The 23,583-nt window shown below is 70.9% G+C and carries 22 protein-coding genes; 8 read left to right on the top strand and 14 right to left on the bottom strand.

Annotated elements, in window-relative coordinates; genetic code table 11:
* Nucleotides 1-18 precede the first annotated feature (18 nt).
* The 3 genes from JMF97_RS22390 (at nucleotide 19) to JMF97_RS22380 (ending at nucleotide 2,433) form a co-directional block, all read left to right on the top strand.
* On the top strand, nucleotides 19-651 hold the full coding sequence (locus JMF97_RS22390; RefSeq protein WP_203223319.1) for an MBL fold metallo-hydrolase: 633 nt from the start codon (nucleotides 19-21) through the stop codon (nucleotides 649-651).
* Nucleotides 652-655: 4 nt separating this feature from the next.
* Nucleotides 656-1,588: a hypothetical protein gene (locus JMF97_RS22385; protein ID WP_203223318.1), complete on the top strand. Its 933-nt coding sequence runs from the start codon at nucleotides 656-658 to the stop codon at nucleotides 1,586-1,588.
* Nucleotides 1,589-1,695: 107 nt separating this feature from the next.
* Complete coding sequence (locus JMF97_RS22380) at nucleotides 1,696-2,433, top strand: SCO6745 family protein (RefSeq protein WP_203223317.1); 738 nt, start codon at nucleotides 1,696-1,698, stop codon at nucleotides 2,431-2,433.
* 116 nt (nucleotides 2,434-2,549) lie between these two features.
* Here the strand turns inward: JMF97_RS22380 and JMF97_RS22375 are convergent, their stop codons facing one another.
* The gene (locus JMF97_RS22375) at nucleotides 2,550-3,005 is read right to left on the bottom strand and encodes a gamma-glutamylcyclotransferase (RefSeq protein ID WP_043719680.1); all 456 of its coding nucleotides are present in this window, start codon (nucleotides 3,003-3,005) and stop codon (nucleotides 2,550-2,552) included.
* Between the two features lie 106 nt (nucleotides 3,006-3,111).
* Here JMF97_RS22375 and JMF97_RS22370 point away from each other — a divergent pair, with 106 nt between their 5' ends.
* Complete coding sequence (locus JMF97_RS22370) at nucleotides 3,112-4,515, top strand: NAD(P)H-quinone dehydrogenase (protein WP_013731548.1); 1,404 nt, start codon at nucleotides 3,112-3,114, stop codon at nucleotides 4,513-4,515.
* On the opposite strand, the gene JMF97_RS22365 is transcribed toward JMF97_RS22370, so the two are convergent.
* From JMF97_RS22365 to JMF97_RS22335, 7 genes are all read right to left on the bottom strand, one after another.
* Nucleotides 4,472-5,146: a DUF998 domain-containing protein gene (locus tag JMF97_RS22365; protein ID WP_203223316.1), complete on the bottom strand. Its 675-nt coding sequence runs from the start codon at nucleotides 5,144-5,146 to the stop codon at nucleotides 4,472-4,474. The genes JMF97_RS22370 and JMF97_RS22365 overlap by 44 nt on opposite strands.
* 139 nt (nucleotides 5,147-5,285) lie before the next feature.
* On the bottom strand, nucleotides 5,286-5,900 hold the full coding sequence (locus tag JMF97_RS22360) for a DedA family protein (RefSeq protein WP_126711848.1): 615 nt from the start codon (nucleotides 5,898-5,900) through the stop codon (nucleotides 5,286-5,288).
* A 303-nt stretch (nucleotides 5,901-6,203) separates the two neighbouring features.
* Nucleotides 6,204-8,231: an ABC transporter ATP-binding protein gene (locus tag JMF97_RS22355; RefSeq protein WP_203223315.1), complete on the bottom strand. Its 2,028-nt coding sequence runs from the start codon at nucleotides 8,229-8,231 to the stop codon at nucleotides 6,204-6,206.
* Nucleotides 8,228-9,961 (bottom strand): ABC transporter ATP-binding protein, encoded by a 1,734-nt coding sequence (locus JMF97_RS22350; RefSeq protein ID WP_203223314.1) that lies wholly within the window; start codon nucleotides 9,959-9,961, stop codon nucleotides 8,228-8,230. The genes JMF97_RS22355 and JMF97_RS22350 overlap by 4 nt, the downstream gene beginning before the upstream one ends.
* On the bottom strand, nucleotides 9,955-10,422 hold the full coding sequence (locus JMF97_RS22345; RefSeq protein WP_013731553.1) for a MarR family winged helix-turn-helix transcriptional regulator: 468 nt from the start codon (nucleotides 10,420-10,422) through the stop codon (nucleotides 9,955-9,957). The genes JMF97_RS22350 and JMF97_RS22345 overlap by 7 nt, the downstream gene beginning before the upstream one ends.
* Nucleotides 10,423-10,477: 55 nt before the next feature.
* The gene (locus JMF97_RS22340; RefSeq protein WP_203223313.1) at nucleotides 10,478-11,917 is read right to left on the bottom strand and encodes a GuaB1 family IMP dehydrogenase-related protein; all 1,440 of its coding nucleotides are present in this window, start codon (nucleotides 11,915-11,917) and stop codon (nucleotides 10,478-10,480) included.
* Between the two features lie 60 nt (nucleotides 11,918-11,977).
* Nucleotides 11,978-12,574, bottom strand: coding sequence for a LysE/ArgO family amino acid transporter (locus JMF97_RS22335; protein ID WP_203223312.1), 597 nt, complete (start codon nucleotides 12,572-12,574; stop codon nucleotides 11,978-11,980).
* A 70-nt stretch (nucleotides 12,575-12,644) separates the two neighbouring features.
* Between JMF97_RS22335 and JMF97_RS22330 the strand changes: the two genes are divergently transcribed.
* Nucleotides 12,645-13,541: a LysR family transcriptional regulator ArgP gene (locus tag JMF97_RS22330; protein WP_203223311.1), complete on the top strand. Its 897-nt coding sequence runs from the start codon at nucleotides 12,645-12,647 to the stop codon at nucleotides 13,539-13,541.
* A gap of 97 nt (nucleotides 13,542-13,638) precedes the next feature.
* On the opposite strand, the gene JMF97_RS22325 is transcribed toward JMF97_RS22330, so the two are convergent.
* Nucleotides 13,639-15,390 (bottom strand): acetyl/propionyl/methylcrotonyl-CoA carboxylase subunit alpha, encoded by a 1,752-nt coding sequence (locus JMF97_RS22325; protein WP_203223310.1) that lies wholly within the window; start codon nucleotides 15,388-15,390, stop codon nucleotides 13,639-13,641.
* Between the two features lie 182 nt (nucleotides 15,391-15,572).
* Between JMF97_RS22325 and JMF97_RS22320 the strand changes: the two genes are divergently transcribed.
* The 3 genes from JMF97_RS22320 (at nucleotide 15,573) to JMF97_RS22310 (ending at nucleotide 18,642) form a co-directional block, all read left to right on the top strand.
* Nucleotides 15,573-16,532, top strand: coding sequence for an ATP-binding cassette domain-containing protein (locus JMF97_RS22320; protein WP_203223309.1), 960 nt, complete (start codon nucleotides 15,573-15,575; stop codon nucleotides 16,530-16,532).
* Between the two features lie 17 nt (nucleotides 16,533-16,549).
* The gene (locus JMF97_RS22315) at nucleotides 16,550-17,305 is read left to right on the top strand and encodes an ABC transporter permease (RefSeq protein ID WP_203223308.1); all 756 of its coding nucleotides are present in this window, start codon (nucleotides 16,550-16,552) and stop codon (nucleotides 17,303-17,305) included.
* A gap of 134 nt (nucleotides 17,306-17,439) precedes the next feature.
* Entirely contained in the window at nucleotides 17,440-18,642 is a 1,203-nt protein-coding gene (locus JMF97_RS22310) for an MFS transporter (RefSeq protein ID WP_203223307.1), read from the top strand.
* A gap of 222 nt (nucleotides 18,643-18,864) precedes the next feature.
* Here JMF97_RS22310 and JMF97_RS22305 read toward each other — a convergent pair whose 3' ends face one another.
* The 5 genes from JMF97_RS22305 to JMF97_RS22285 form a co-directional block, all read right to left on the bottom strand.
* Nucleotides 18,865-19,518, bottom strand: a complete 654-nt coding sequence (locus JMF97_RS22305; protein ID WP_203223306.1) for an O-methyltransferase — start codon at nucleotides 19,516-19,518, stop codon at nucleotides 18,865-18,867.
* 9 nt (nucleotides 19,519-19,527) lie between these two features.
* Nucleotides 19,528-20,172, bottom strand: coding sequence for a Maf family protein (locus tag JMF97_RS22300; RefSeq protein WP_238359894.1), 645 nt, complete (start codon nucleotides 20,170-20,172; stop codon nucleotides 19,528-19,530).
* Between the two features lie 103 nt (nucleotides 20,173-20,275).
* Nucleotides 20,276-21,409, bottom strand: a complete 1,134-nt coding sequence (gene mycP / locus JMF97_RS22295; protein WP_238359893.1) for a type VII secretion-associated serine protease mycosin — start codon at nucleotides 21,407-21,409, stop codon at nucleotides 20,276-20,278.
* Between the two features lie 1,375 nt (nucleotides 21,410-22,784).
* Nucleotides 22,785-23,246: a hypothetical protein gene (locus tag JMF97_RS22290; protein WP_203223304.1), complete on the bottom strand. Its 462-nt coding sequence runs from the start codon at nucleotides 23,244-23,246 to the stop codon at nucleotides 22,785-22,787.
* A gap of 124 nt (nucleotides 23,247-23,370) precedes the next feature.
* On the bottom strand, nucleotides 23,371-23,580 hold the full coding sequence (locus JMF97_RS22285) for an acyl-CoA carboxylase subunit epsilon (RefSeq protein ID WP_013731569.1): 210 nt from the start codon (nucleotides 23,578-23,580) through the stop codon (nucleotides 23,371-23,373).
* Nucleotides 23,581-23,583 lie beyond the last annotated feature (3 nt).

The raw sequence follows: 23,583 nt of genomic DNA, 5'->3' as shown, positions 1-23,583 counted from the left end.
GATATGGGAGGCATCACGATGCGGCTCACCAAGTACGCCCACTCGTGCGTACGGATCGAGCACGACGGTGGGGTGCTGGTCGTCGATCCGGGCATGTTCAGCGAAGCGGCGGTGGCGTTGGACGGCGCCGACGCGGTGCTGATCACCCACGAGCATCCCGACCACGTCGATGCCGAGGCGATCAACCGACAGTTGGAGCGACGGCCGTTCGTCATCCACGGCCCGACGTCGGTGTCCAAGGTGCTGGGCGACGCGGCAGAGGCGCTGCGCCCGGTCAGCCCCGGCGAGTCGTTCACCGCCGCCGGGGTGCCGGTACGCGCCTACGGCGGCCGACACGCGGTGATCCACCCCGACATCCCGGTGGTGGACAACATCGGTTACCTGTTCAACGACATCGTCTACCACCCGGGCGACGCGCTCTTCGTGCCGCAGGACGTACCGGTCGACACCCTCTTCGCGCCGATCCACGCACCCTGGTCGAAGTTCTCCGAGGTGGTCGACTTCATCCGGGCGGTCGCGCCGCGTCGGGTCTTCGCCCTGCACGACGCGCTGCTCAACACGAACGGCCTCACGGTGCTCGACCGGCAGTACACGGCCCTGTCGGGCAGCGAGTACCAACGGCTGGAGCCGGGCAGCCGGATCGACGGCTGAGCCGATGCCCGAACCGGCGCCTGATCTCGTCGAGGAGCTCTACCGCACGCCGCCGGACCGGTTCGTCGCGGCCCGGGACGCCGCCGTCGCGCAGGCGCGTCAAGCCGGAGATCCGCGTACCGCCCGGGAGATCGCCCGGTTGCGTCGGCCGACCGTCGCCGCCTGGCTGGTCAACCTGCTCGCGTTGGACCGCCCTGAGCTGGTGGCCGATCTGGTGCAGCTGGCCGACGCGCTGCGGACCGCGCAGCGTGAACTGCGCGGCCCACGCCTACGCGAGCTGTCCGCGCAGCGGCGCGCCGTGGTGGGTGCGCTCGTCGCCGAGGTACGCCGGTTGGCGGCCGACGTCGAGGGGGCGCCGTCGAGCGGGAAGCTGCCGCTGGCCGAGGTCGAGGCGACCCTGAACGCGGCCCTGTCCGACGTGCAGGTCGCCGAGCAGGTCCGCTCCGGACGCCTGCTGCGCGCCACCCACTACGCCGGGTTCGGCGAGGTGCCCCGGCCGCAACTGCGCCTGGTGACCGGGGGAGAGGAGCCGCCGCCAGCGGCACCGGCCCGGCAACAGCCCACCCAGCGGGGTGCGTTGCGCGCCGAGCAGGCCCAGCGGGCGGCCCGCGCCGAACGGGAGCGCCGCCGTCGGGCGCTGGACAAGGAGCTGACCCGGGCCCGTACCGATCAGGAGCGGGCCGAGGACGAGCTGGCGGGCGCGGCGGCGGCCGAGCGCGACGGTGCCGCCGCCCTGGACCGGCTCGAAGCGGAACTGGCCGAGTTGGAACGCCGACGGGCCGTGGCCGAGCAGGAGCTCAGCCGAGCCCGGCTGGCCCGTCGGGCGGCCGAACGGGCGGCCGGCGCCGCCCGGCGGCGCACCGGCGAGGTCGAAGCCGCGGTCGAGGCGCTGGAAGCCGAGGAGGATACCGGCTCTGGCGGCGGCACGGCAGACTGACTTCCCATGGACGGACCTTCGGCCAGCCTTCACCCGGACGGACCTTCGGCCGGTATTCGCACGGACGGACCTTCGGGCCGGTCGCATGCGCCTTCCGGTGGTCGGGGATGACTCCGGAACAGGTGGCCGCGGCCAGCAAGCCGGCGGTGCTCGCGCTCGGTGACGCGTACAGCCGTTGTCCCACCACGCTGCGGCGGGCCCGGCTGCTCGGCATCTCGGGCTGGGCCTTCTACATCACCGGCCGGGCCGGTGCCCTGGGTGACGTACGGGCCGAGACGGTGGCCGCCGCGCTCGGCTTCATCGCCCCCGACGCGGTGGCCGACGGCTGGGACGCCGCCGCCCGCACGGTACGACCGCTGGAGGTGGCCGCCGCCAGCCTGGTCGAGTGCTGCCGTTGGGGCGAGGAACGCCTGGCCGACCTGCCGCACCTGGAGCGCCTGGTCGACCTGGTGGACCGGGTCGTGGCGGCGGCCGACGCCAGCGCGATGCCGTTGTTCGCGGCGTGGCGGGCCATGCCGTTGCCCGCCACTTCAGCGGGCGCGCGACTGGCCGCCGGGCTGCGCCTGCTGCGGGAGCACTTCACCGGCGCCCATCTGGTGGCGGTACGCGCCAGCGGGATGTCACCGCTGGAAGCGGTGCTGGCCGGGCCGGAGGGGGAGAGTGGTGCGATCGCGTGCGGATGGCCGCCGCCGTACCCGCCGGTCGGGCCGCTGGTGCGGCGGCGGCTGTGGGCCGAAGCGGTGACCAACCGCCTCGTCGCACCCGCGTTCGTGGCGCTGGGGCCGGCCGGCGGCGCGGAACTGGTGGAACTGCTCGCCGCGACCCGGGCGCACACCGAAAGCTGACCCCTCGGCCGAGCCAGGGGGACGAAAGCGGGCCGACCGGGACAGATCGCCCGGGTTCCGGGGTCGACGCCCGCCGCGCTGACGGCCGGTAGCAGACTGAGGGCGTGGGAGACGCGCTACGCCGACGCGGTGCCGGTGGGGCGGGACCGCAGTTCGAGGACGTAGTCGTCCGGCGCGCCCGCCTTCTCGGCGGCGTTCGCGATCTCGGACAGGTACCACGAGGTGGGCAACCCACCCTCGTAGCCGTCGAAGACGTAGACCCAGGCCGTCACGTCGCCGTCCAGCGTCGACACCCGGACGGTCAGCTTCCGGTACGTGCCGGAGGTGACGCCCTCGATCTCGTCGAGTTGGGCGGCGTCGTACGGGTGGATGTCGTAGAGGGCCACGAAGACCCGGTCACCGGGCGACTCGACCACGGTGCTGACCGCGCCCTCCCAGCCGATGACGTCCTCACCGGCGAAGGTGAGCCGCCAGCCCTCCAGCCAGCCGATGCCCACCATCGGCGAATGCGGGCAGTAGGCACGCATCCGAGCAGGGTCCAGGTTCGAGCCGTAGGCGGCGTAATGACGCACGGCGATGACGATAGCCCGACGGGCGCTCGGGGGAGAATACGACGGTGCGTGTCGCACGCGCCGGGGAGAAGAAAGTCACTGTGAGCATGAACGAGGGGCGGTCGTGGTGAGCCGGATCGTGATCATCGGCGGTGGGCCGGCGGGCTACGAGGCGGCGCTGGTGGCGGCCCAACTGGACGCCGACGTCACAGTCGTGGAGGACGAGGGTGCCGGCGGTGCCTGCGTGCTGTCCGACTGCGTGCCGTCGAAGACGTTCATCGCCAGCTCCGAGGTGGTGACCGGGTACCGCGACACCGAGGTCTTCGGGGTGCACTCCGACGGCCTGGAGGCGGTCACTGTCGACGCCACCGCGGTCAACGAGCGGGTCAAGCGGCTCGCCCTGGCGCAGTCCAGCGACATCCACGCCAAGCTGGTCAAGGCCGGGGTCACCTTCGTCTCCGGGCGGGCCCGGCTGGGCGAGGACACCCTCGGTCACACCCACCGGGTGATCGTCACCCCGCACGGCGAGGAGGCCGCGTACGCGATCGGCGCCTCGACGGTGCTGATCGCCACCGGGGCCACCCCCCGGCAGCTGCCCACCGCCGTGCCCGACGGCGAGCGCATCCTGACCTGGCGACAGGTGTACGACCTGCCGGAGTTGCCGGAGCACCTGATCGTGGTCGGCTCCGGGGTGACCGGCGCCGAGTTCGCCAGCGCGTACCTGGCCATGGGGGTGCAGGTCACCCTGGTCTCCAGCCGGGACCGGGTGATGCCGCACGAGGACGCCGACGCCGCGCAGGCCATCGAGCGGGTGTTCCGGGCCCGGGGCATGAGCATCCTGAACAACTCCCGCGCCGAGGGGGTGCGCCGTACCGACGACGGCGTCGAGGTCGAGCTCTCCGACGGCCGCAAGGTGTACGGCTCACACGCGCTGATCGCGGTCGGCTCGATCCCCAACACCGAGGCGCTCGGCCTGGCCGAGTACGGCGTCGAACTGGCCCGGGGCGGCTACGTGACGGTGGACCGGGTCTCCCGTACCAACGTGCCCGGCATCTACGCCGCCGGTGACTGCACGGGGGTGCTGCCGCTGGCCAGCGTCGCCGCCATGCAGGGCCGGATCGCCATGTGGCACGCGCTCGGCGAGGCGGTCCGGCCGCTGCGGCTGCGGACCGTCGCGGCGAACGTCTTCACCGACCCCGAGTTGGCCACCGTCGGCGTCTCGCAGGACGAGGTGGACGCGGGCAAGGTGCCGGCCCGGCAGGTGATGCTGACGCTGGACGGCAACGCGCGGGCGAAGATGGACGAGGTGGCCGACGGTTTCGTCAAGCTGTTCTGCCGCCCGGCCAGCGGCCAGGTGATCGGCGGTGTGGTGGTCGCCCCGAAGGCCAGCGAGCTGATCCTGCCGATCACCATGGCGGTGGAGAACAACCTGACCGTCAACGAGCTGGCGCAGACCATCACGATCTACCCCAGCCTCTCCGGCTCGGTCACCGAGGCCGCCCGGCAACTGATGCTGCACGAACTGGAGTGACCTCCCGTCGCCCTGCCCGCGCTCGGGCGTGCGTGGGCAGGGCGACGGCGAGCAGGGCGAGCAGGGTGACCTCACTGAGGATGAGCACCCGTTCGATCAGGCCGTAGAAGGCGCGGTCACCGGGATAGGCGGACCAGATCTGGGCGGCGGCCAGCAGCAGGCTGGCCACCGCGAGGACGCGCAACCAATGGCGGGTACGGGCCCCGGTGGGCAGGTGGGCGGCGAGCAGCCAGCCGACGACCGGCAGGGCGAGGAACGCCACCACCGAGGCGTACCGGTGCACGTACGCGGCGGTGCCCATCTCGGTGCCCGGCGGGTTGGTCGGCACCAGACCGGCCAGCAGCAGCCCACCGGCCCACGCCGCGAGCAGCAGTCGGGCCGCGCCCAGCCGACCGGCGCGGGCCCCCGGCCCGGCGAGGCGACCCAGCGCCGGTACGAGCAGAGCCGACGCCACGGCCAGCGTCAGCATCGCCAGGTGGATGATCCCGCCGGATTCGGAGACGGCGTAGTCGCTGACGGTGAGGCTCACCGGATCCAGGTCCCGCACGCCGAGGTGACCGATGACGCCGAGCAGCGCGGCGAGGGTGATCCCGCCGAGGGCCAGTGCACCGTTGTTCCGGATTCCAGGCATGCCTCAGCCTGTCGCCGAACCCACCCCAGACGGATCCGGGACGAGCACCGAAATCCGAGCCGGGGTGCACCCCGACCGGGCCATCCGGTGTTCCCCCCAGGGAGGCCGGCTGGCCGTCCCCGAGCCGTACGGGCCGACCTCAGTCGGCGGGCAGTTCGGCGGGGGCCGGGGTCAGCCGGGCGGCGATCAACGCCAGCACCCAGCCGGTCAACGCGAAGCCGGCGGCGGCCACCGCCGCGATCAGCACCATCCGCCACGCCGACCCGGTGAGCGCCGCGCCGCCGAGGTGCCCGACCAGGCCGCCGTACGACGCCCAACCCACCGCCGCCGTACCGGCGTAGGGCAGGAACAGGCGCAACGGATAGCGGCCACGGCCGGAGGCGAAGCAGACAGTCATCCGGCCGCCCGGCACGAACCGGCAGAGCAGCAGCCCTGTCGGGCCGGGCCGGCGCAGGCCGGCAGCGAGTCGACCGGTCAGCCGTCGGGCCCGACCCGTCACCTCGGGGCGCGGCGGCTGACGCCGTGATGTGCTGCGGCCGAGCAGGTAACAGGCCAGGTCTCCGGTGAACACACCGAGCGCGCCGACGGCGATGGCCAACGGCAGGTCCAGCCCGCCGTAGACGGTGAGCGCACCGCCGGTGATCATCAACAGCTGCGTGGGCACCACCGGCACGAAGGCGTCCAGCACCAGCAGACCGAACAGGAGGAGGTACGCCCAGTCAGGTGATGCCACCTGGGTGAGTAGTTCGGGCACCCCTGTCCCCTCGCGCTGCGGCCGATCCGGATACGTACCGAGCCTGACGGTGTGTCCGGCATCACCGAGGACGACCCCGTCCCGTCGTGACCAGCGACACTGCCCGGGCCGGGTGGCATGTGACTGCTTTCGACCGGCGAATATCGAAATCGACCGGTGTGGGGTGAGGGTCGCCGAAACGTCGCTCGGCGGCGTACCGTTGTCGGCGCGCGGCCCGCGCGTGCGTCGGGTCCCCCGTTCCTGATGCCCGGGCCCGCAGCCGGGCCGCTGACAGGTCCCGTGTCAGCGGCCCGGCCACCCTCCTCAGGCAGGCACGGCGACCGGGTCGTCGCCGCTGACCGGCTGCTGGAACTGCGACTGGTAGAGCCGGTGGTAGGCCCCGCCCGCCGCGAGCAGTTCGGTGTGGGTGCCCTGCTCGACGATGCGACCGTCCTCCATCATCAGGATCAGGTCCGCGTCGCGGATGGTGGAGAGCCGGTGCGCGATGACGAAGCTGGTCCGCTCCGACCGCAGCGCCGCCATCGCCCGCTGGAGCAGCACCTCGGTACGGGTGTCCACCGAGCTGGTCGCCTCGTCGAGGATCAACAGCGAGGGTTCGGCGAGGAAGGCCCGGGCAATGGTGATCAGCTGTCGCTCGCCCGTGCTGACGTTGCTGCCCTCCTCGTCGATCACCGTGTCGTAGCCGTCGGGAAGGCTGCGGACGAACCGGTCCACGAAGGTGGCCTGGGCGGCGGCGAGGATCTCCTCCTCGGTCGCGTCCGGCCGCCCGTAGGCGATGTTGTCCCGGATGGTGCCGCCGAACAGCCAGGTGTCCTGCAGGACCATGCCGATGCGGCTCCGCAGGTCGTCGCGGCGCAGCGCGGTGATGTCCACCCCGTCGAGCGTGATGCGGCCGGCATCCAACTCGTAGAAGCGCATGATCAAATTGACCAGGGTGGTCTTGCCGGCGCCGGTGGGCCCGACGATGGCCACGGTGTGCCCCGGCTCGGCGACCAGGGACAGGTCGGTGATCAGTGGCTTGTCCGGGTCGTACCGGAACGAGACGTGTTCGAACTCGACCCGGCCGTGCGGGTCGCTCACCCGGGCCGGCACCGCCGGATCCGGTTGCTGTTCCTCGGCGTCGAGCACCGCGAAGACCCGCTCGGCCGAGGCCACCCCCGACTGGAGCAGGTTCGCCATCGACGCAACCTGGGTGAGGGGCTGGGTGAACTGGCGGGAGTACTGGATGAACGCCTGCACGTCGCCGAGGCTCATCGAGCCGGAGGCGACCTGCAACCCGCCGACCACCGCGATCGCCACGTAGCTGACGTTCCCGATGAAGAACATCGCCGGCATGATGATCCCGGAGATGAACTGCGCCCCGAAGCTGGCCGCGAACAGTTCGTCGTTCTTGGCGCGGAAGGCCGCCTCCACCTCACGCTGCCGACCGAAGACCTTCACCAGTTCGTGCCCGGTGAACGCCTCCTCGATCTGTCCGTTCAGCTCGCCCGTGTGGGTCCACTGCGCGATGAACTTGCGCTGCGACCGCTTGGCGATCTGCCCGGTCACCACCACCGACAGCGGCACCGCGACCAGCGCCACCAGGGCCAGCAGCGGCGAGATCCAGAACATCATGCCGAGTACGCCGACCACGGTGAGCAGCGCGGTCAGCAGCTGACTCAACGTCTGCTGGAGGGTCTGCGAGACGTTGTCGATGTCGTTGGTGACCCGGCTGAGCAGTTCTCCGCGCGGCTGCCGGTCGAAGTAGGGCAGCGGCAACCGGTTCAGCTTCTCCTCGACCTCGGCCCGCAACTGGAACACGGTCCGCTGGACGACGCCGTTGAGCAGCCAGCCCTGCCACCACAGCAGCAGGCTGGCCACCACGTACAGGCCGAGGGCGAGCAGCAGCACCCGGCCCAGCACGGTGAAGTCGATGCCCACCCCGGGCACCACGTCCATCCGGGCGAGCATGTCGGCGAAGTTGTGGTTGCCGGCTGCCCGGGCGGCGGCAACGGCCTGCTCGGCGGTGGTGCCCGCCGGCAGTTGCTGGCCGATCACCCCGGTGAAGATCAGGTCGGTGGCGTACCCGAGCACCTTCGGCCCGATCACGGTGAGCCCGACGCTGACCACCGCCAGCGCGATGATGGCGGTCAGGTGCAGCCGGTGCGGACGCAACCGGCCCATCAGGCGTCGCGCGCTGGGCAGGAAGTTCAAGGAACGCTCGGCGGGCATGCCCATGCCCATGCCGCCGTGCGGACCGCCCCGCTGGCCGCCGCCGGGCAGCCGTTTCGGCGCGCTCTCGCTGCCCGACTGCTGCGCCGGAATGGCCGTCCCTTGCTGGCGCTCGCTCATGCCGGCACCTCCGTGGTGCGTTGGGACGCCACGATCTCGGCGTACGTGGGACAACTCGTCAGCAGCTCCTCGTGGCGGCCCATCCCGACCACGCCGCCGTCCTCCAGCACGATGATCTGGTCCGCGTCGATGATCGTCGACACCCGTTGCGCGACGATGACCACGGCGGCGTCGGCGGTGACCGGCCGCAGGGCCGCCCGCAGTCGTGCGTCGGTGCCGAGGTCGAGCGCGGAGAACGAGTCGTCGAACAGGTAGATCTCCGGCCGGCGGACCAGGGCGCGGGCGATCGCCAGCCGCTGGCGCTGACCACCGGAGACGTTGGTGCCGCCCTGTGCGATCGGTGCCGCCAGTCCCTCGGGCATCGCCTCGACGAAGTCCCGGGCCTGGGCGATCTCCAGTGCCGTCCAGAGTTCCTCGTCGGTGGCGTCCGGGTTGCCGTAGCGCAGATTGCTCGCCACCGTGCCGGTGAACAGGTACGGCCGCTGCGGCACCAGGCCGATCCGGTTCCACAGCTGCTCCGGTGCCAGTTGCCGGACGTCGACCCCGTCGACGAGTACGGCGCCGGCGGTCACGTCGACCAGCCGGGGGATGAGGGAGAGCAGGGTGCTCTTGCCCGCGCCCGTACTGCCGATGATCGCCGTGGTGCTGCCCGGTGTGACCCGGAAGGAGATGTCCCGCAGCACCGGCTCGGCGGCCCCCGGGTACTGGAAGCGCACGTCGCGCAGTTCCAACTCGGCTCGGCTGGTCACCTCGACGACCGGGTCCGGGGCGGGCACCACCGAGGAGTCGGTGTCCAGCACCTCGGTGATCCGCTCGGCGCAGACCGCCGCGCGGGGCACCATCATCAGCATGAAGGTGGCCATCATGACCGCCATCAGGATCTGCATCAGGTACTGCAGGAAGGCGGTCAGCGCGCCGACCTGGATGGCGCCCTCGTCGACCCGCTGACCACCGAACCAGAGCACCGCCACGCTGGAGACGTTGAGCACCAGCATCACCACGGGGAAGATCAACGCCATCAGCCGGCCGGTGCGCAGGGCGGTGGCGGTCAGGTCGGCGTTTGCGGTGGCGAAGCGTCGCGTCTCGTACGGCTCGCGGACGAACGCCCGGACCACCCGGATGCCGGTGATCTGCTCGCGGAGCACCCGGTTGATGGTGTCGATCCGGGTCTGCATCAACCGGAAGCTCGGCACCATCCGTTGGATGATCAGGCCCAGCACGATCGCCAGCACCGGTACGCAGACCAGCATCAGCCAGGAGAGCCCGACGTCTTCGCGCAGGGCCATCACCACGCCGCCGATGCTCATGATCGGTGCGGAGACCAGCATGGTGCAGCTCATCAGCACCAGCATCTGCACCTGCTGCACGTCGTTGGTGTTGCGCGTGATCAGCGACGGCGCACCGAAGCGGGCGACCTCCCGGGCGGAGAAACGGTTGACGTGCCCGAACATCGTCGCCCGCAGGTCCCGGCCGAAGCCCATGGCGATGCGGGCGCCCAGGTAGACCGCCGCGATCAGGCAGACGATGTGCACCACCGTGAGGGCGAGCATCCATCCGCCGGTACGCAGGATGTAGTCGGTGTCTCCCCGGGCCACGCCGAGGTCGATGATGTCGGCGTTGAGGCTCGGCAGGGAGAGCGAGGCCATCGTGCTGACGAACTGCAGCAGCACCACCACGGCCAGCGGCCGCCGGTACGGGCGCAGGTTGGCGAGCAGCAACCGGATCAGCATGTCGGACCTCCCTCGGGCTTGCCGGCCGACTCGTCCTGGCCGATGACCTCCAGGAGGAACTGCCGGATCACGGCCGCCTTCGCCGGGTCGGCGTCGACCGAGGTGAGGGGGCGTCGAGCCCGGATCATCGCGGTGAGCGCGTCGACCCGGTCCCGGCCGTCCGGGGTCAGGGTGAGTTTGATGCTGCGCCGGTCGGCGCCGTCGCGGCGTCGTTGCACCAGGCCGTCGCGTTCGAGGGTGTCGACGATGCCGGTGAGGGTGGCCGGGCGGACGAAACACAGCTCGGCCACCGCGCGGTGCGGCAGCTCCCCGTGCTCGGCGAGGGCCATCAGGGTGACCATCCCGGCCTGGGTGAGGCCGTGCTCGTCGGCGAGGTAGCGGTTCCATCGCTGGCCGGTGAGGTGCCCGGCGACCACCAGCAGCCGGCCGAGCGGTACGTCCCCGAGTTGGACCAGTTTCATATCGGCAGATTAGAACCCTGACAGTCAGGGGCCAAACTATTTTTGACCTGCCGTTTCACCAACTCGTCGGCAGCGGCATCCCCTCGGTGTAGCCGGCCGTGCTCTGCACGCCGACCAGCGCCCGCTCGTGGAACTCCGGCAGGGTACGGGCGCCGGCGTAGGTGAACGCACTGCGTACCCCGGAAATGATCTCGTCGATCAGGTCCTCCACGCCGGGCCGGACCGGGTCCAGGTACATCCGGGCCGACGAGATGCCCTCCTCGAAGATCGCCTTGCGGGCCCGGTCGTACGGGCTGTCGTCGCCGGTACGCGCGCTGACCGCCCGCGCCGAGGCCATCCCGAAGCTCTCCTTGTAACGCCGGCCCTCCTCGTCGGTGTAGAGGTCACCGGGGGACTCGTAGGTGCCGGCGAACCACGAGCCGATCATCACGTTGGACGCCCCGGCGGCCAGGGCCAACGCCACGTCCCGGGGATGCCGCACCCCGCCGTCGGCCCAGACGTGCCGACCCAGCTCGCGAGCTGCGGCCGCGCAGTCGAGCACCGCCGAGAACTGCGGCCGACCCACCCCGGTCATCATCCGGGTGGTGCACATCGCACCCGGGCCGACTCCGACCTTGACGATGTCCGCGCCCGCCTCGACCAGGTCGCGTACGCCGTCGGCGGTGACCACGTTGCCGGCCGCGACCGGGACGGCCGGTTCGAGCCGGCGCACCGTCCGCAGCGCGGCGATCATCCGCTCCTGGTGGCCGTGCGCGGTGTCCACCACCAGGGTGTCCACCCCGGCCGCCAGCAACGCCGCCGCCTTGCCCGCCACGTCGCCGTTGATCCCCACCGCCGCCGCGATCCGCAGCCGCCCCTGGTCGTCCACGGCCGGCCGGTACAACGTCGCCCGCAGCGCGCCCTGGCGGGTGAGCACCCCGACCAGCCGCCCGTCGTCGTCGACCACCGGGGCCAACCGCCGCCGCCCCTCGGAGAGCCGGTCGAATCCGGTACGCGGGTCCGCGCTCGCCGGCACGGTGTGCAGGTCGGCCGACATCACGTCCTGCAGTTGGGCGAAGCGGTCCACGCCGACCGTGTCCGCCTCGGTCACCACGCCCATCGGCCGGCCCGCCTCGTCGACCACGATGACCGCGCCGTACGCCCGCTTCGGCAGCAGGTGGATCGCGTCGCCGACGGTGTCCGTCGGGCCGAGCGCGACGGCGGTCTCGTGCACCAGGTGCCGCTGCTTGACCCAGGCGACCACCTCGGCCACCACGTCGATCGGGATGTCCTGCGGGATCACCACGATGCCGCCACGGCGGGCCACCGTCTCGGCCATCCGCCGACCGGCGACCGCCGTCATGTTCGCCACGACCAGCGGGATCGTGGTGCCCGTACCGTCGCCGGTGGCGAGGTCGACGTCGAGCCGTGATGCCACCTCGGAGCGGGTCGGGGCCATGAAGACGTCGTTGTAGGTCAGGTCGTACGGCGGGGTCGTGCCATTGAGGAAACGCACCCGGCCATCATTGCTGCCGATGCGCCACCGCGCCGCCCGTGGTGGGCGAAACCACCCCACTCAGCTCAGCACCAACGCCGCCGCCACCCCGACCATCACCACCGCGATCAGGCCGTCGAGCACCTGCCAGACGCGGGCACGCGCGAGCAGCGGGGCGAGCCGGTAGGCGCCCGCGCCGAGCGCGGTGAACCAGCACACACTGGCCAGCGCGGCCCCGACACCGAACCACCAGCGGTGCTGGTGCTGCTGGGCGATGCCACCGAGCAGCAGCACGGTGTCCAGGTACACGTGCGGGTTGAGGTAGGTGAAGGCCAGGCAGGCCGCCAGCGTCGCGCCGAGCCGGGCCGGTGGCCGTTGCGCGGGTGTGAGGGCGCCGGGGCGCAGCGCGCGGCGGGCGGCGAGGACCGCGTACCCGAGCAGGAAGGCCGCACCGCCCCAACGGATCGCGGTGAGCAGCTCCGGTCGAGCGGCCACCACCGAACCGACCCCGGCGATCCCGACGCCGATCAGCAGCGCGTCCGACACCGCGCAGGTCAGCACGACCGGCACCAGGTGTTCCCGGCGCAGGCCCTGGCGGAGCACGAAGGCGTTCTGCGCGCCGATGGCGACGATCAGGGCGATGGACAGCGAGAAACCGGCGACGGCCGAGGTGAGCATGGGTCGACGGTAGGGTCGGTCCTGATCATCAGTCCAACTAAAGATTCTTCAGATGGTTAAGGACAGCTTCATGAGCGGTCTGGATTCCGCCCAGCTCCGTACGCTCGCCGCCGTCGTCAGTGAGGGCAGCTTCGAGGCAGCGGGCCGGCTGCTGCATGTGACCCCGTCGGCGGTCAGCCAGCGGATCAAGGCGCTGGAGGAGACCGTCGGGCAGGTGCTCGTCCGACGTCAGCGGCCCTGCGCGGCCACCGAGGCCGGTCGCCCGCTGCTGCGCCTCGCCGGGCAGTTGGCGCTGCTGGAACGGGAGGCGTTGGCCGACGCGCGCGGTCCGCTCGGCGGTGACCCCGGTCGCACCCGGGTCGCCGTCGTGGTCAACGCCGACTCGCTCGCCACCTGGTTTCCCGCCGCCCTGGCCCGGCTGCCCGCCCCACCGGAACTCTCCTTCGACATCCGCCAGGACGACCAGGACCACAGCGCCGAACTGCTGCGCGCCGGAGCGGTGATGGCCGCGGTGACCGCCCAGCGGGAGGCGGTGCAGGGCTGCCGGGTACGCCCCCTCGGCGCGATGCGGTACCGGGCGCTGGCCGCCCCGTCGGCCCTGCGACGGTGGTTCGCCGACGGTCTCACCCGTTCGGCGCTCGCCGCCGCGCCGGTGGTGCTCTTCGACCGCAGGGACCGCATCCAGCACCGCTTCCTGCGTACGCTGACCGGCCGTGCCCTCGATCCGCCGGTGCACTACGTGCCGTCGGTGCCCGCGTTCAGCGCCGCGATCCGACTGGGTTTGGGGTGGGGGATGGTGCCGGAGCAGATCGCCGCCGACGACCTGGACTCCGGCCGCTGCGTGGACCTCGCGCCGGGCCGGGTGGTGGACATCCCGCTCTACTGGCAGCACTGGCGACTCGACTCGCCGGTGCTGACCGCGCTCACCACGGCCGTGTGCGCCGTCGCCGCCGAAACCCTCCGCTGACGCGCACACCATCGCCCGCGCTGGTGTGCGCGGTTGCAGTGTTAGGAGGGGGCCCCTTTACCACCCCAGGCGTTAACAAGGGGCCCTTCCTTACACCTCAGGCGATGGTGCAGATGGCGGCGCCGGCGGTGATCACCGCGCCGACCTCGGCCGACAGGCCGCTGACCGTACCCGCCTTGTGGGCGTGCAGCGGTTGCTCCATCTTCATCGCCTCCAGCACCACCACCAGGTCGCCCTCGGCGACGGTGTCCCCGTCGGCCACCGCGATCTTGACGATGGTGCCCTGCATGGGGGAGGTCAGCGCGTCGCCACCGGCCGTCGCGCCGACCGTGGCGCCGCCACCACGGCGGGCGGGCTTACGCGCGGCCGGGGCGGCGGACACCGAACCGGCGGTCAGGCCCGCAGGCAGGCTCACCTCCAGCCGCTTGCCACCCACCTCGACCACGACCGTCTCGCGCTCGGCCGGGCCGGCCGAAGCGTCGGCCGCGCCGGTGAACGGCGGCACGGTGTTGTCGAACTCGGTCTCGATCCAGCGGGTGTGCACGGCGAACGGCTCGGCGGTGAACGCGGGATCGCGGACCACCAGGCGGTGGAACGGCAGCGCGGTGGCCATCCCCTCGATCACCATCTCGGCGAGCGCCCGGCGGGCCCGCTCCAACGCCTCGGTACGGGTCTCCCCGGTGACGATCAGCTTGGCCAGCAGCGAGTCGAAGTTGCCACCGATCACGTCGCCGGCCGAGATGCCGGTGTCCACCCGGACACCCGGCCCGGTGGGCAGCCGCAGCGCGGTGACCGTGCCGGGGGCGGGCAGGAAGCTGCGACCCGGGTCCTCACCGTTGATCCGGAACTCGATGGAGTGCCCACGCGGCGTCGGGTCCTCGGTGAAGCGCAGCTTCTCGCCGTCGGCGATGCGGAACTGCTCGCGGACCAGGTCGATGCCGGCGGTCTCCTCGGTGACCGGGTGTTCCACCTGCAACCGGGTGTTGACCTCCAGGAAGGAGATGGTGCCGTCGTTGCCGACCAGGTACTCGACAGTGCCGGCGCCGTGGTAGCCGGCCTCCCGGCAGATCGCCTTGGCGCTGTCGTGGATCTGGGCCCGCTGCTCGGCGGTCAGGAACGGCGCGGGCGCCTCCTCGACCAGCTTCTGGTGCCGGCGCTGCAACGAGCAGTCCCGGGTGCCCACCACGATCACGTTGCCGTGCTGGTCGGCCAGGACCTGCGCCTCGACGTGGCGCGGCCGGTCGAGGTACCGCTCGACGAAGCACTCGCCCCGACCGAACGCGGCGACCGCCTCCCGGGTGGCCGACTCGAACAGCTGCGGAATCTCCTCCATCGTGCGGGCCACCTTCAGGCCGCGCCCGCCACCACCGAAGGCGGCCTTGATCGCCACCGGCAGCCCGTGGTCGACGGCGAAGGCCATCACCTCGTCGGCGCTGCCGACCGGGTCCGCGGTGCCGGGCACCAGCGGCGCACCGGCCCGCTGGGCGATGTGCCGGGCAGTGACCTTGTCACCGAGGTCGCGGATCGCCTGCGGGGTGGGGCCGATCCAGGTCAGGCCGGCGTCGATGACCGCCTGCGCGAAGTCGGCGTTCTCGGAGAGGAAGCCGTAGCCGGGATGCACCGCGTCGGCACCGGACCGGGCCGCCACGTCAATGAGCTTGTCGATACGCAGGTAGCTCTCCGCGGCGGTGTCACCACCCAGGGCGTACGCCTCGTCGGCGAGCGTGACGTGCAGGGCGTCGCGGTCGGAATCCGCGTACACCGCGACACTGCCCAGGCCGGAGTCCTGGCAGGCGCGGATCACCCGGACGGCGATCTCGCCCCGGTTGGCGATGAGAACCTTGCGCACCTGGTGGCTCCTCCCCGAGGTTACTGACCGGGAGTTTAGCGACCGACGGGCAGGCCCTAACGAACGATCAGTGTGGGATGGCGCACGGATTGGTCCGGCGTCGATCCGGCGTGGTGTCGCACCGATGTGATCGGCTATCGATCACGATGGTGGCCGACAGCGGCCATGAGCGGGGAGAAGCAATGATCGAGACCAGAGGGCTGCGCAAGTCGTACCGCAGCCGGGCCGGTCGGGAGACGAAGACCGTCGACGCGGTCCGCGGCGTCGACCTGGACGTGACGGCGGGCGAGATCTTCGGGTTCCTCGGCCCGAACGGCGCCGGCAAGACCACCACCCTGCGGATGCTGGCGACGTTGATCGAGCCGGACGGCGGCCAGGCCACCATCGCCGGGGCCGACCTGCGCACCGACCCGGGTGAGGTGCGCCGCCGCATCGGCTACGTCGCCCAGGGCGGCAGCACCTGGGACGAGTCCACCGCCCGGGAGGAGTTGGTCCTCCAGGCCCGGCTGTACGGCATCTCGAAGGCCGAGGCGCAGCGTCGGGCGGTGCGCGCGCTGGAGGCGTTCCAGCTCACCGAGTTCGCCGACCGCAAGTGCAAGACGTACTCCGGCGGTCAGCGGCGTCGGGTCGAGATCGCGCTCGGCATCATCCACGAGCCGAAGATCGTCTTCCTGGACGAGCCGACCACCGGCCTCGACCCGCAGAGCCGGGCGCACATGTGGGACGAGATCCGGCGACTGCGCACCGACGGGATGACCGTCTTCATCACCACCCACTACCTCGACGAGGCCGACGCGCTCTGCGACCGCATCGCGATCATGGACCACGGTGAGGTGGTCGCCGAGGGCACGCCGGCCGGGCTCAAGCGCGAGATCTCCGGTGACGTGGTGCAACTCGGCCTCAGCATCAACGCCACCGCCGAGGCGGAGAAGCTGCTCGCCGTCGAGGAGTACGTCAGTCGGCTGGAGGCGCTCGACGAAGGCGGGCTGCGGCTCTTCGTCGACGACGGGGCCACCGCCATCCCGCGCATCCTGCGTCGCGTCGACGGTGCCGGGCTCGACCTCAAGTCGATCGAGCTGCACCGCCCGAGCCTCGACGACGTCTTCCTCACCAAGACCGGGCGCTCGCTGCGCGAGTCCTGACCCGACCAGGAGAACTCATGAAACTCGCCCGCGACACCTGGCTGATCTTCCAGCGCCAACTGCACCTGCTGCTGCGCAACCCGGTGTGGGTATTCGTCGGCGTCTTCCAGCCGGTGATGTACCTGCTGCTGTTCGCCCCGCTGCTCAAGCCGGCATTGAACGCGCCCACCCAGGCCGAGGCGTACAAGATCTTCGTGCCGGGTCTGCTGGTGCTGCTGGCCATCTTCGGTGGCCTGTTCCAGGGCTTCGGCCTGATCGCCGAGCTGCGCGCCGGGGTGATCGAGCGATCCCGGGTCACCCCGGTGAGCCGACTCGCCCTGCTGCTCGGCCGCTCCCTGCGCGACGTGGTGTCGCTGCTGGTCCAGGCGGTCATCATCACCCTGCTCGCGCTCCTGTTCGACCTGCGGGTGTTCATCGGTGACCTGCTGCTGGCGTACCTGATGCTCGCCCTGATCGCGCTGATGACCTCGGCGGTCTCCTACGGCGTCGCGTTGAAGGTCAAGAGCGAGGACGCGCTCGCCCCGCTGATGAACACGGTCGCCCAGCCGGTGCTGCTGCTCTCCGGCATCCTGCTGCCGCTGGCCTTCGCACCGGGCTGGTTGCAGGGCATCGCCAAGTGGAACCCGTTCTCCTGGGCGGTCGACGGCACCCGGGCCCTGTTCAGCGGCGACATCGGCAACGACCGGGTCTGGCAGGGGTTGACCATCATCGCGATCCTGGCCGCCGCCGGCGTCTACTGGGCGGCCCGCCAATTCGCCCGCAGCGTCCGCTGAGCGGGTGAAAGGAAGGGCACCTTATTAACGCCTGCGGTAGAGCACGGGCCCCTTCTTAACATCGAAGCGCAGCGTGCGGAGAGTTCGCTCTCAGTACGGGTCGGGCAGCGGCATGCGCTTGTAGCGTGACGCGCGTGCCCCGCCTCCATCACGACCGGATCACCTGGTTGGCGTACGCCCAACTCGGTCTGTGGGGTTTCTTCCTCTACGGCTTCGGTCCGGTGGTGCCGTTGCTGCGCGATGAGCAGGGCACCAGTGCCGCCGTCGCCGGGCTGCACAGCACCGCCCTCGCGGCCGGTGCCCTGGCCGGCGGTGCGCTGTTCGCCCCGGTCGCCCGCCGGTTCGGCCGGGCGCCGACGATCTGGTTCGGGCTGGCCTGCGTCGCCGCCGGGGTGACCGGGCTGGCTCTGCTGCGCCCGCTGCCCGCCACCCTCGCCGTCGTCATGGTGATCGCCACCGCCGGGACGCTGATCGTCAGCGGCGTGAACGTGGTGCTGACCACCCGGCACGGATCGGCCGCCCCGGCGGCCCTGGCCGAGGCCAACGCCGCCTGCGCCGGCATGGGCATCCTCGCCCCGCTGGTGATCGGGCTCAGCGTGAACGCCGGCTGGGGTTGGCGGCCCGGCATGTCCGTCGTGGTGGGGCTGATCGCGCTGGTCGCCGTCACCACCCTGACCCGACGCGTACGCGGACCGCGGGTCGCCGTCGTCCACCCGCACAAGACGCCGGTTTCCGCCGGTACGCGTCGGCTGCCGAAGGCGTACTGGATCGCCTGGGTGTTGATGGCGGTCACCGGCTCGATCGAGGTCTGCCTGTCCCTGTGGACCGCCGACGTGCTGCGGGTGCACGCCGGAATGGCGCCCGGTGCCGCCTCCGCGGCGGTGGCCGCGATCGTCGCCGGCATGTTCGTCGGACGGATCTTCGGCGGCCGGGTGGCGCTGCGGCTCCGCCCGGTACCCCTCCTGCTCGCCGCGCTGGGAGTGTCGCTGGCGGGATTCGCCCTCTTCTGGGTCGCCTCGGTCGGCTGGCTGGCGGTCGTCGGCCTGGTGGTGCTGGGGCTGGGCAACGCCCTGCACTACCCGCTGGCCATCTCGCTCGCCCTCGCCGTCGCCGGTGACGCCACGGATCAGGCGGCCGGCTGGTCGGCGTACTCGATGGGGGTGGGTTTCGGGATCGCACCGGTCGCGCTCGGCTGGGTGGCCGACGGGGTCGGCGCCCACCTGGCGTTCCTGCTGCTGCCCGGCTTCATCGCGGTGGCCGCGCTGCTCGCGGTACGACTCGGCCGGGCCCTGCCGACCCCGACGCCCGCCGAGCGGCCGACGCCTGCCTCCGTCTGATGGGACGGTCGCCGCGCGACGTGCTGTTGTCGCCGGTCACCTGCCCCAGCGACGTGCTGTTCAGCGGCGTTGGAGCGTGCCGACGGCGCGCAGGGCGACGTCGACGGAGGCCTGGAGTTCTTCGCGGCTCGCGCAAAGTGCAGGTATAGCCCGACCCGGTGGCCTGCCCCTGGCTCTCGCTCCGGCCGTGGCCCGCGCCCTGCTCCTGGCCCTCGCCCTGGCTCAGTGCACCCGGGCGAGGGTCAGGCCGTCGGCGATCGGCAGCATCACCGCGTCCACCCGTACGTCGGCCAGGACATCGTCGTTGAAGGCGGCGATGGCCCGGTCGTCGGCGTTCTGCGGTGCGATGACCCGACCGTGCCGCAACACGTTGTCGACGGCGATCACGCCACCCGGCCGCATCCGGGGCACCAACTCGGCCCAGTAGATCGGGTAGCCGGTCTTGTCGGCGTCGATGAAGGCGAAGTCCAGGTACCGCTCGTTCGGCAACTGCCGCAGCGTGTCCCCGGCCGGGCCGATCCGCAGATCGATCCGGTCGTCCACGCCGGCACGCGCCCAGTACCGGCGGGCGACACTCGTGTACTCCTCGGAGATGTCGAAGCAGGTCAGCCGCCCACCGTCGACAAGCCCACGGGCGATCGCCAGCGAGGAGAGCCCGGTGAAGGTGCCCACCTCCACGGCCTGTCGGGCACCGAGCAGCCGGGTCAGGAAGGTCAGGAAGGCCGCCTGCTCGGGTGCCACCTGCATGGACGCGTGCTCCGGCAGCAGGGCCAGCGTCTCCTCGGCCAGGTCACGGATCACCTCGTCCGGCGGGGCACCGTGGGCCACCAGGTAGCCGTGCAGTTCGTCGGTGAGCGGAATCGACTTCAGCGTCATGCCGGGACGTTATCCGAGTGGCTCGACCGACTGGTTACCCGGCGCGACCTTCGTCCACAGATCAGTGATCCGCAGGTCCAACTCGGCCACCAGCCGCCGCAGCAGTGGTAGGGACAACCCGACCACCGTGCTCGGATCACCCTCGATCCGCTCCACGAACGGCCCGCCCAGACCATCGATGGTGAACGCGCCCGCCACCGCCAGCGGCTCACCGGTCCCGACGTACGTGGCGATCTCGTGGTCGCTGATGTCGGCAAAGTGCACCACCGTCGAGGCCACCGCCTCCGCCTGACGCCCCGCCTCGACATCCACGAGACAATGCCCACTGTGCAGCACCCCGCTGCGTCCCCGCATCCGTTCCCACCGCGCGGTGGCATCGTCGGGATCCGCCGGCTTGCCGAGGATCTGCCCGTCGAAGGCGAGCACGGAGTCGCACCCCAACACGAGCGTGCGCTGATCGTCGGCGGGCCGCAGCCGAGCCACTACCGCCTGCGCCTTCAACCGGGCCAACTCCAGGCAGAGATCCTCCGCCCGCTCGGTCACCACAAGCGACTCATCGACCCCACTGACCAGCACATCCGGCTCGATGCCAGCAGCTTGCAGCGTCTTACGGCGGGCCGGGCTCGCGGAAGCGAGCACCAGCCGAACAGGCATCACATCAGGCACCTCGCCGACGTTACCGGTTGCCCGTCCACCCCCGCCTCTGCGCCCAGACGCACGTCGTCGTGTCGCAGCCGCTCGTCGGGTCGACGCGGAGTCAGCGACTGACCCGCGGTGGCGGATCATCGGACCTGCGGCGGTGACGCACCACCAATGCCCAGGCCACACCCCCCGCCACCAGCAACCCCAACGTGACAAGCCCTCGCACGGTCGCCGCACCCCCACCATCAGCCTGCGGCTCATCCGCCGCCGCCGTGGTCGGGCCAGCCGCATCCGGCGAGGTCGCCGGCACCGACTCAAAACCCCTCGGCGGTACGTCTGCCGTCAGCGCCGCCACCAGGTCGATGACCCCGTAGCCGTACTGGTCGTCGCGCCCCGGCGGCCCCTTGTCGATCGCGGTAGCGGTCAACCGGTGCGCCACCTCATCCGCCGGCAGATACGGATACTTGGCCCGCACCAACGCCGCCGCCCCCGCCACAATCGCCGTAGCCCCAGACGTACCAGTCCCGACCCGATATCTTCCATTTATGCCGGTGCTGTAGATCTCAACGGCAGGCGCAACTACGTCTACTTCTGCGCCAGCGACGGATACCTCGGCGTGGTTGCCATCCCTGTCTATTCCTCCAACCGCAATGACGCCTGGATAGGCCGCGGGATGGCGGACGGTTTGGTCGTTGGGTCTATTGCCTGCGGCGGCAACAATTACAATGTCGGCTGCAATGGCTCTCTGGATCGATTTCTGCTCCAGTAGATCTGGGTCCCCGGCGGATGAAATGCTAATCACCTCGACGCCGCTGCGAACCGCGTAGTCAACCGCCTTGGCCAGGTCGGCGCCTGTCCCCTCGTGGTTGCTTGTCTTGAATCGTATCGGAAGAATATTTGCGCTGGGGGCAATGCCGAGGGCGCCTCCGGGCACTTGGCCGTGGGCGGCAATCAGCCCAGCCATGGCGGTGCCGTGGCCGTCGGTGTCCTTCCATGCGCTCTCATCATTGCCCGATTTGACGTCGGTGCCTGGGAGGAGGTTTCTTTTGAGATCAGGGTGTGGGTAGACTCCCGTATCTAGGACCGCTACCTTGACCCCGTCTCCTCTTGCGATCTGATGCGCCTTATTTATTGATAAGTATTCGAGGTGCCATTGTTTTATATGCACCCCAGGATCTGCTGTTGCCCCCTTGGTTACGCCGAATAGCGGACCGCATGCGAGCGTTGTGGCAAGTGCTATTGCTGCCAAGCGGCGAGGAGGCGTCATCACCGACCTAGGCCAATGGCTGGCCCGGGGTCGATCGGCCCTTCGTCTGGCGGGCGCATGACTGGGCTTACACCCTGATCCACTTGCCAAGGGTTGTCTGCATCCAATTGGCGCCCGTTTTCAGCTTCTGGCGTAGATCTATTGGGACGCCCATGGCTGCCGCCTGGGCCTACCGGGTTCACCCAACCTTGATGCGGCGAGCCGCCGATTGGTGTGACTCCTTGGGCTGGGCCAAGTCCTCTGCTGCCATTAGGCCGAGAGCCTGCGCCACCGGCCGGAGCGGTGCCAGCACTTCCACCAATGACTCCTCCGATGGGGTTGACGCGCCGAGGCTGACTTCCGCCTGCAATCTGACTTGGCCCTGCAGGCAGGCCACCAATTAGCCCGGTCGGTAATGTCTTTTGACGTGCGGTGGGCGGAAGGGCCCGGGATCCGCTGTTAGCTGGTCGGTTTGGCTGGCCGTTCCGGATGCCGCCTGACTCAGGGCCGATGATCGTGCTTCCGGGCGGTAACGGCCCAGAGGTCCCGGTACCTGGGGCAACCGGGGACGATGAAGGAGGTCCGCTAGTCGTTCCTCGAGACGGCGGCAAATTGGGGCCCGCGCTGCCGAGTATTGGCCCAGTGGCAGGCTGTGGCGGGGTTGGCACTGGGCGGACCGGGTTCGGCATTCGGGGTGCCTCTAACCGTGCTGCGGGTTGAATGGGTACTGGCAGGATAGGGGGGATGATTGGGGCTGGGCTTCCCGGGATCGCCTCTAGAACTGGTTTATCGCTACCTGGCTTGAGCCCAGCAGGGGGAGGGGGTTGGCGGAGCATTGCTTGGGCTTGTTGGAGTTCGCTGCTGAGGCCGTACATGATGCCGCGCGCTCGGATGTTGAGGCGTTCGAGTTCGGCGTCGGTTACCGGGGGTTCGCTGGCCCGACTGCCGGCGGCGGCTTTGGGGTCGGCGGCGATCGTCTCCCAGGTCCGCTTCTGCTGGAGTTTGCGGGCGTACTCCTCGTAGATCTTGCCCAACTCGGTGCGGGTGCTGGTGATGGCCTGGGTGGCGGCGGACAGCGCGGTCTGGTTGGCGGAGGCGGCGTCGTGCGTGCGTTGCACCTGGTCGATCAGGTCGTCGAGTTCGGCGACGTACGCCTTGGCGGCGGCGTTGGTCTCCGGCGGCCAGGCGCGGGCCAGGCCGTCGCGGTACGCCCTGAGGCGGGTGAGGTGTTGGCCGGCCAGGTCGCATACCTTGCGCCAGCCGGCGACGTGCCGCCAGTGCTGTTCGGTCTGGTGGTCCTGCACGCAGGCCCACATGTCGGCGACGTTCATCAGGTACCAGTTGGTGAGGCCGCCGCTGCGGCCGACGCCCACGTCTCTCATGGCAGCACCACCGGTCCGGGCTGGTCGGGGCCGGTGGGGTCGGCGAACGACGGCGACGGTGCCGGCGGGGTGGCGGTGATGCCGGGCCGGGCGAGGGCGCGCTCGATGTCGGCGACCCGGGCCGCGGAGAAGGCGTCGGCGTCGCCGTAGCGCAGCGCCACCTGATGGGCGGCTTCCGCGAGGTGGCCGGTGGTGTGGCCGACGCCCCAGACGGCGTTGGTGGCGGCCTGCTGGGTCTCCCAGTGTGCGCGCATGAACTGCACCAGCTCGATGAAGGCGTCGGCGGGGTTGGACACCTGGGTGAGCATGTCGCTGGCGATGTACCGCAGGTGCGGGGTGTAGTTGCTCTCCACCTCGGCACGTAGCCGGTCAGCGAATTCTCGCATCTGCCGGATGTCCGCCTCGATGGTGCGGTAACCGCCCAACCAGGACGCTTGTCGATCCTCTTCAGGGATCATCGCCCCTCCCAACCGTCACGGCCCGGTTCCCCAGAGTGAGGTTAGTGGGTGACGCCACCCACGGCTGCCCCGTCGCAGTCCGTGCGACAGCCGAGAGCCGGCTGGGCGAGGAGTGGCAGGCCGGTCAGCGGGGCAGTGCGGACGCGCGCCAGGCACCGGGGCCGGGCAGGTGACCGTTGCTTCCCGGTCGGCCGCTGCGAGCCCACGTCGACGTCGGTGCCGGGGCGGGGCCGGCGGCCCGGGGGCGGGTGACGACAGCGCCCACCAGCGCGGCCAGTTCCTCGGCGGTCGGCACACCGCGCACGATCCGCAACAGCGGCTCTTCACCACACATGCC

The sequence above is a fragment of the Micromonospora fiedleri genome (genome assembly GCF_016774385.1).
In the GTDB taxonomy this organism is placed as follows: Bacteria; Actinomycetota; Actinomycetes; order Mycobacteriales; family Micromonosporaceae; genus Micromonospora; species Micromonospora gifhornensis.
Note: the sequence above shows the minus strand (reverse complement) of the source record. Positions and strands in the feature narration are given on the sequence as shown.

Coding starts and splice junctions, on each gene's coding strand:
- JMF97_RS22300 (WP_238359894.1), bottom strand. CDS start 20,172: ATGCCTGTTCGGCTGGTGCTCGCTTCCGCGAGCCCGGCCCGCCGTAAG.
- JMF97_RS22350 (WP_203223314.1), bottom strand. CDS start 9,961: ATGCTGATCCGGTTGCTGCTCGCCAACCTGCGCCCGTACCGGCGGCCG.
- JMF97_RS22390 (WP_203223319.1), top strand. CDS start 19: ATGCGGCTCACCAAGTACGCCCACTCGTGCGTACGGATCGAGCACGAC.
- JMF97_RS22290 (WP_203223304.1), bottom strand. CDS start 23,246: ATGATCCCTGAAGAGGATCGACAAGCGTCCTGGTTGGGCGGTTACCGC.
- JMF97_RS22285 (WP_013731569.1), bottom strand. CDS start 23,580: ATGTGTGGTGAAGAGCCGCTGTTGCGGATCGTGCGCGGTGTGCCGACC.
- JMF97_RS22365 (WP_203223316.1), bottom strand. CDS start 5,146: ATGCCTGGAATCCGGAACAACGGTGCACTGGCCCTCGGCGGGATCACC.
- JMF97_RS22305 (WP_203223306.1), bottom strand. CDS start 19,518: ATGACGCTGAAGTCGATTCCGCTCACCGACGAACTGCACGGCTACCTG.
- JMF97_RS22345 (WP_013731553.1), bottom strand. CDS start 10,422: ATGAAACTGGTCCAACTCGGGGACGTACCGCTCGGCCGGCTGCTGGTG.
- JMF97_RS22380 (WP_203223317.1), top strand. CDS start 1,696: ATGACTCCGGAACAGGTGGCCGCGGCCAGCAAGCCGGCGGTGCTCGCG.
- JMF97_RS22315 (WP_203223308.1), top strand. CDS start 16,550: ATGAAACTCGCCCGCGACACCTGGCTGATCTTCCAGCGCCAACTGCAC.
- JMF97_RS22330 (WP_203223311.1), top strand. CDS start 12,645: ATGAGCGGTCTGGATTCCGCCCAGCTCCGTACGCTCGCCGCCGTCGTC.
- JMF97_RS22355 (WP_203223315.1), bottom strand. CDS start 8,231: ATGAGCGAGCGCCAGCAAGGGACGGCCATTCCGGCGCAGCAGTCGGGC.
- JMF97_RS22335 (WP_203223312.1), bottom strand. CDS start 12,574: ATGCTCACCTCGGCCGTCGCCGGTTTCTCGCTGTCCATCGCCCTGATC.
- JMF97_RS22385 (WP_203223318.1), top strand. CDS start 656: ATGCCCGAACCGGCGCCTGATCTCGTCGAGGAGCTCTACCGCACGCCG.
- JMF97_RS22320 (WP_203223309.1), top strand. CDS start 15,573: ATGATCGAGACCAGAGGGCTGCGCAAGTCGTACCGCAGCCGGGCCGGT.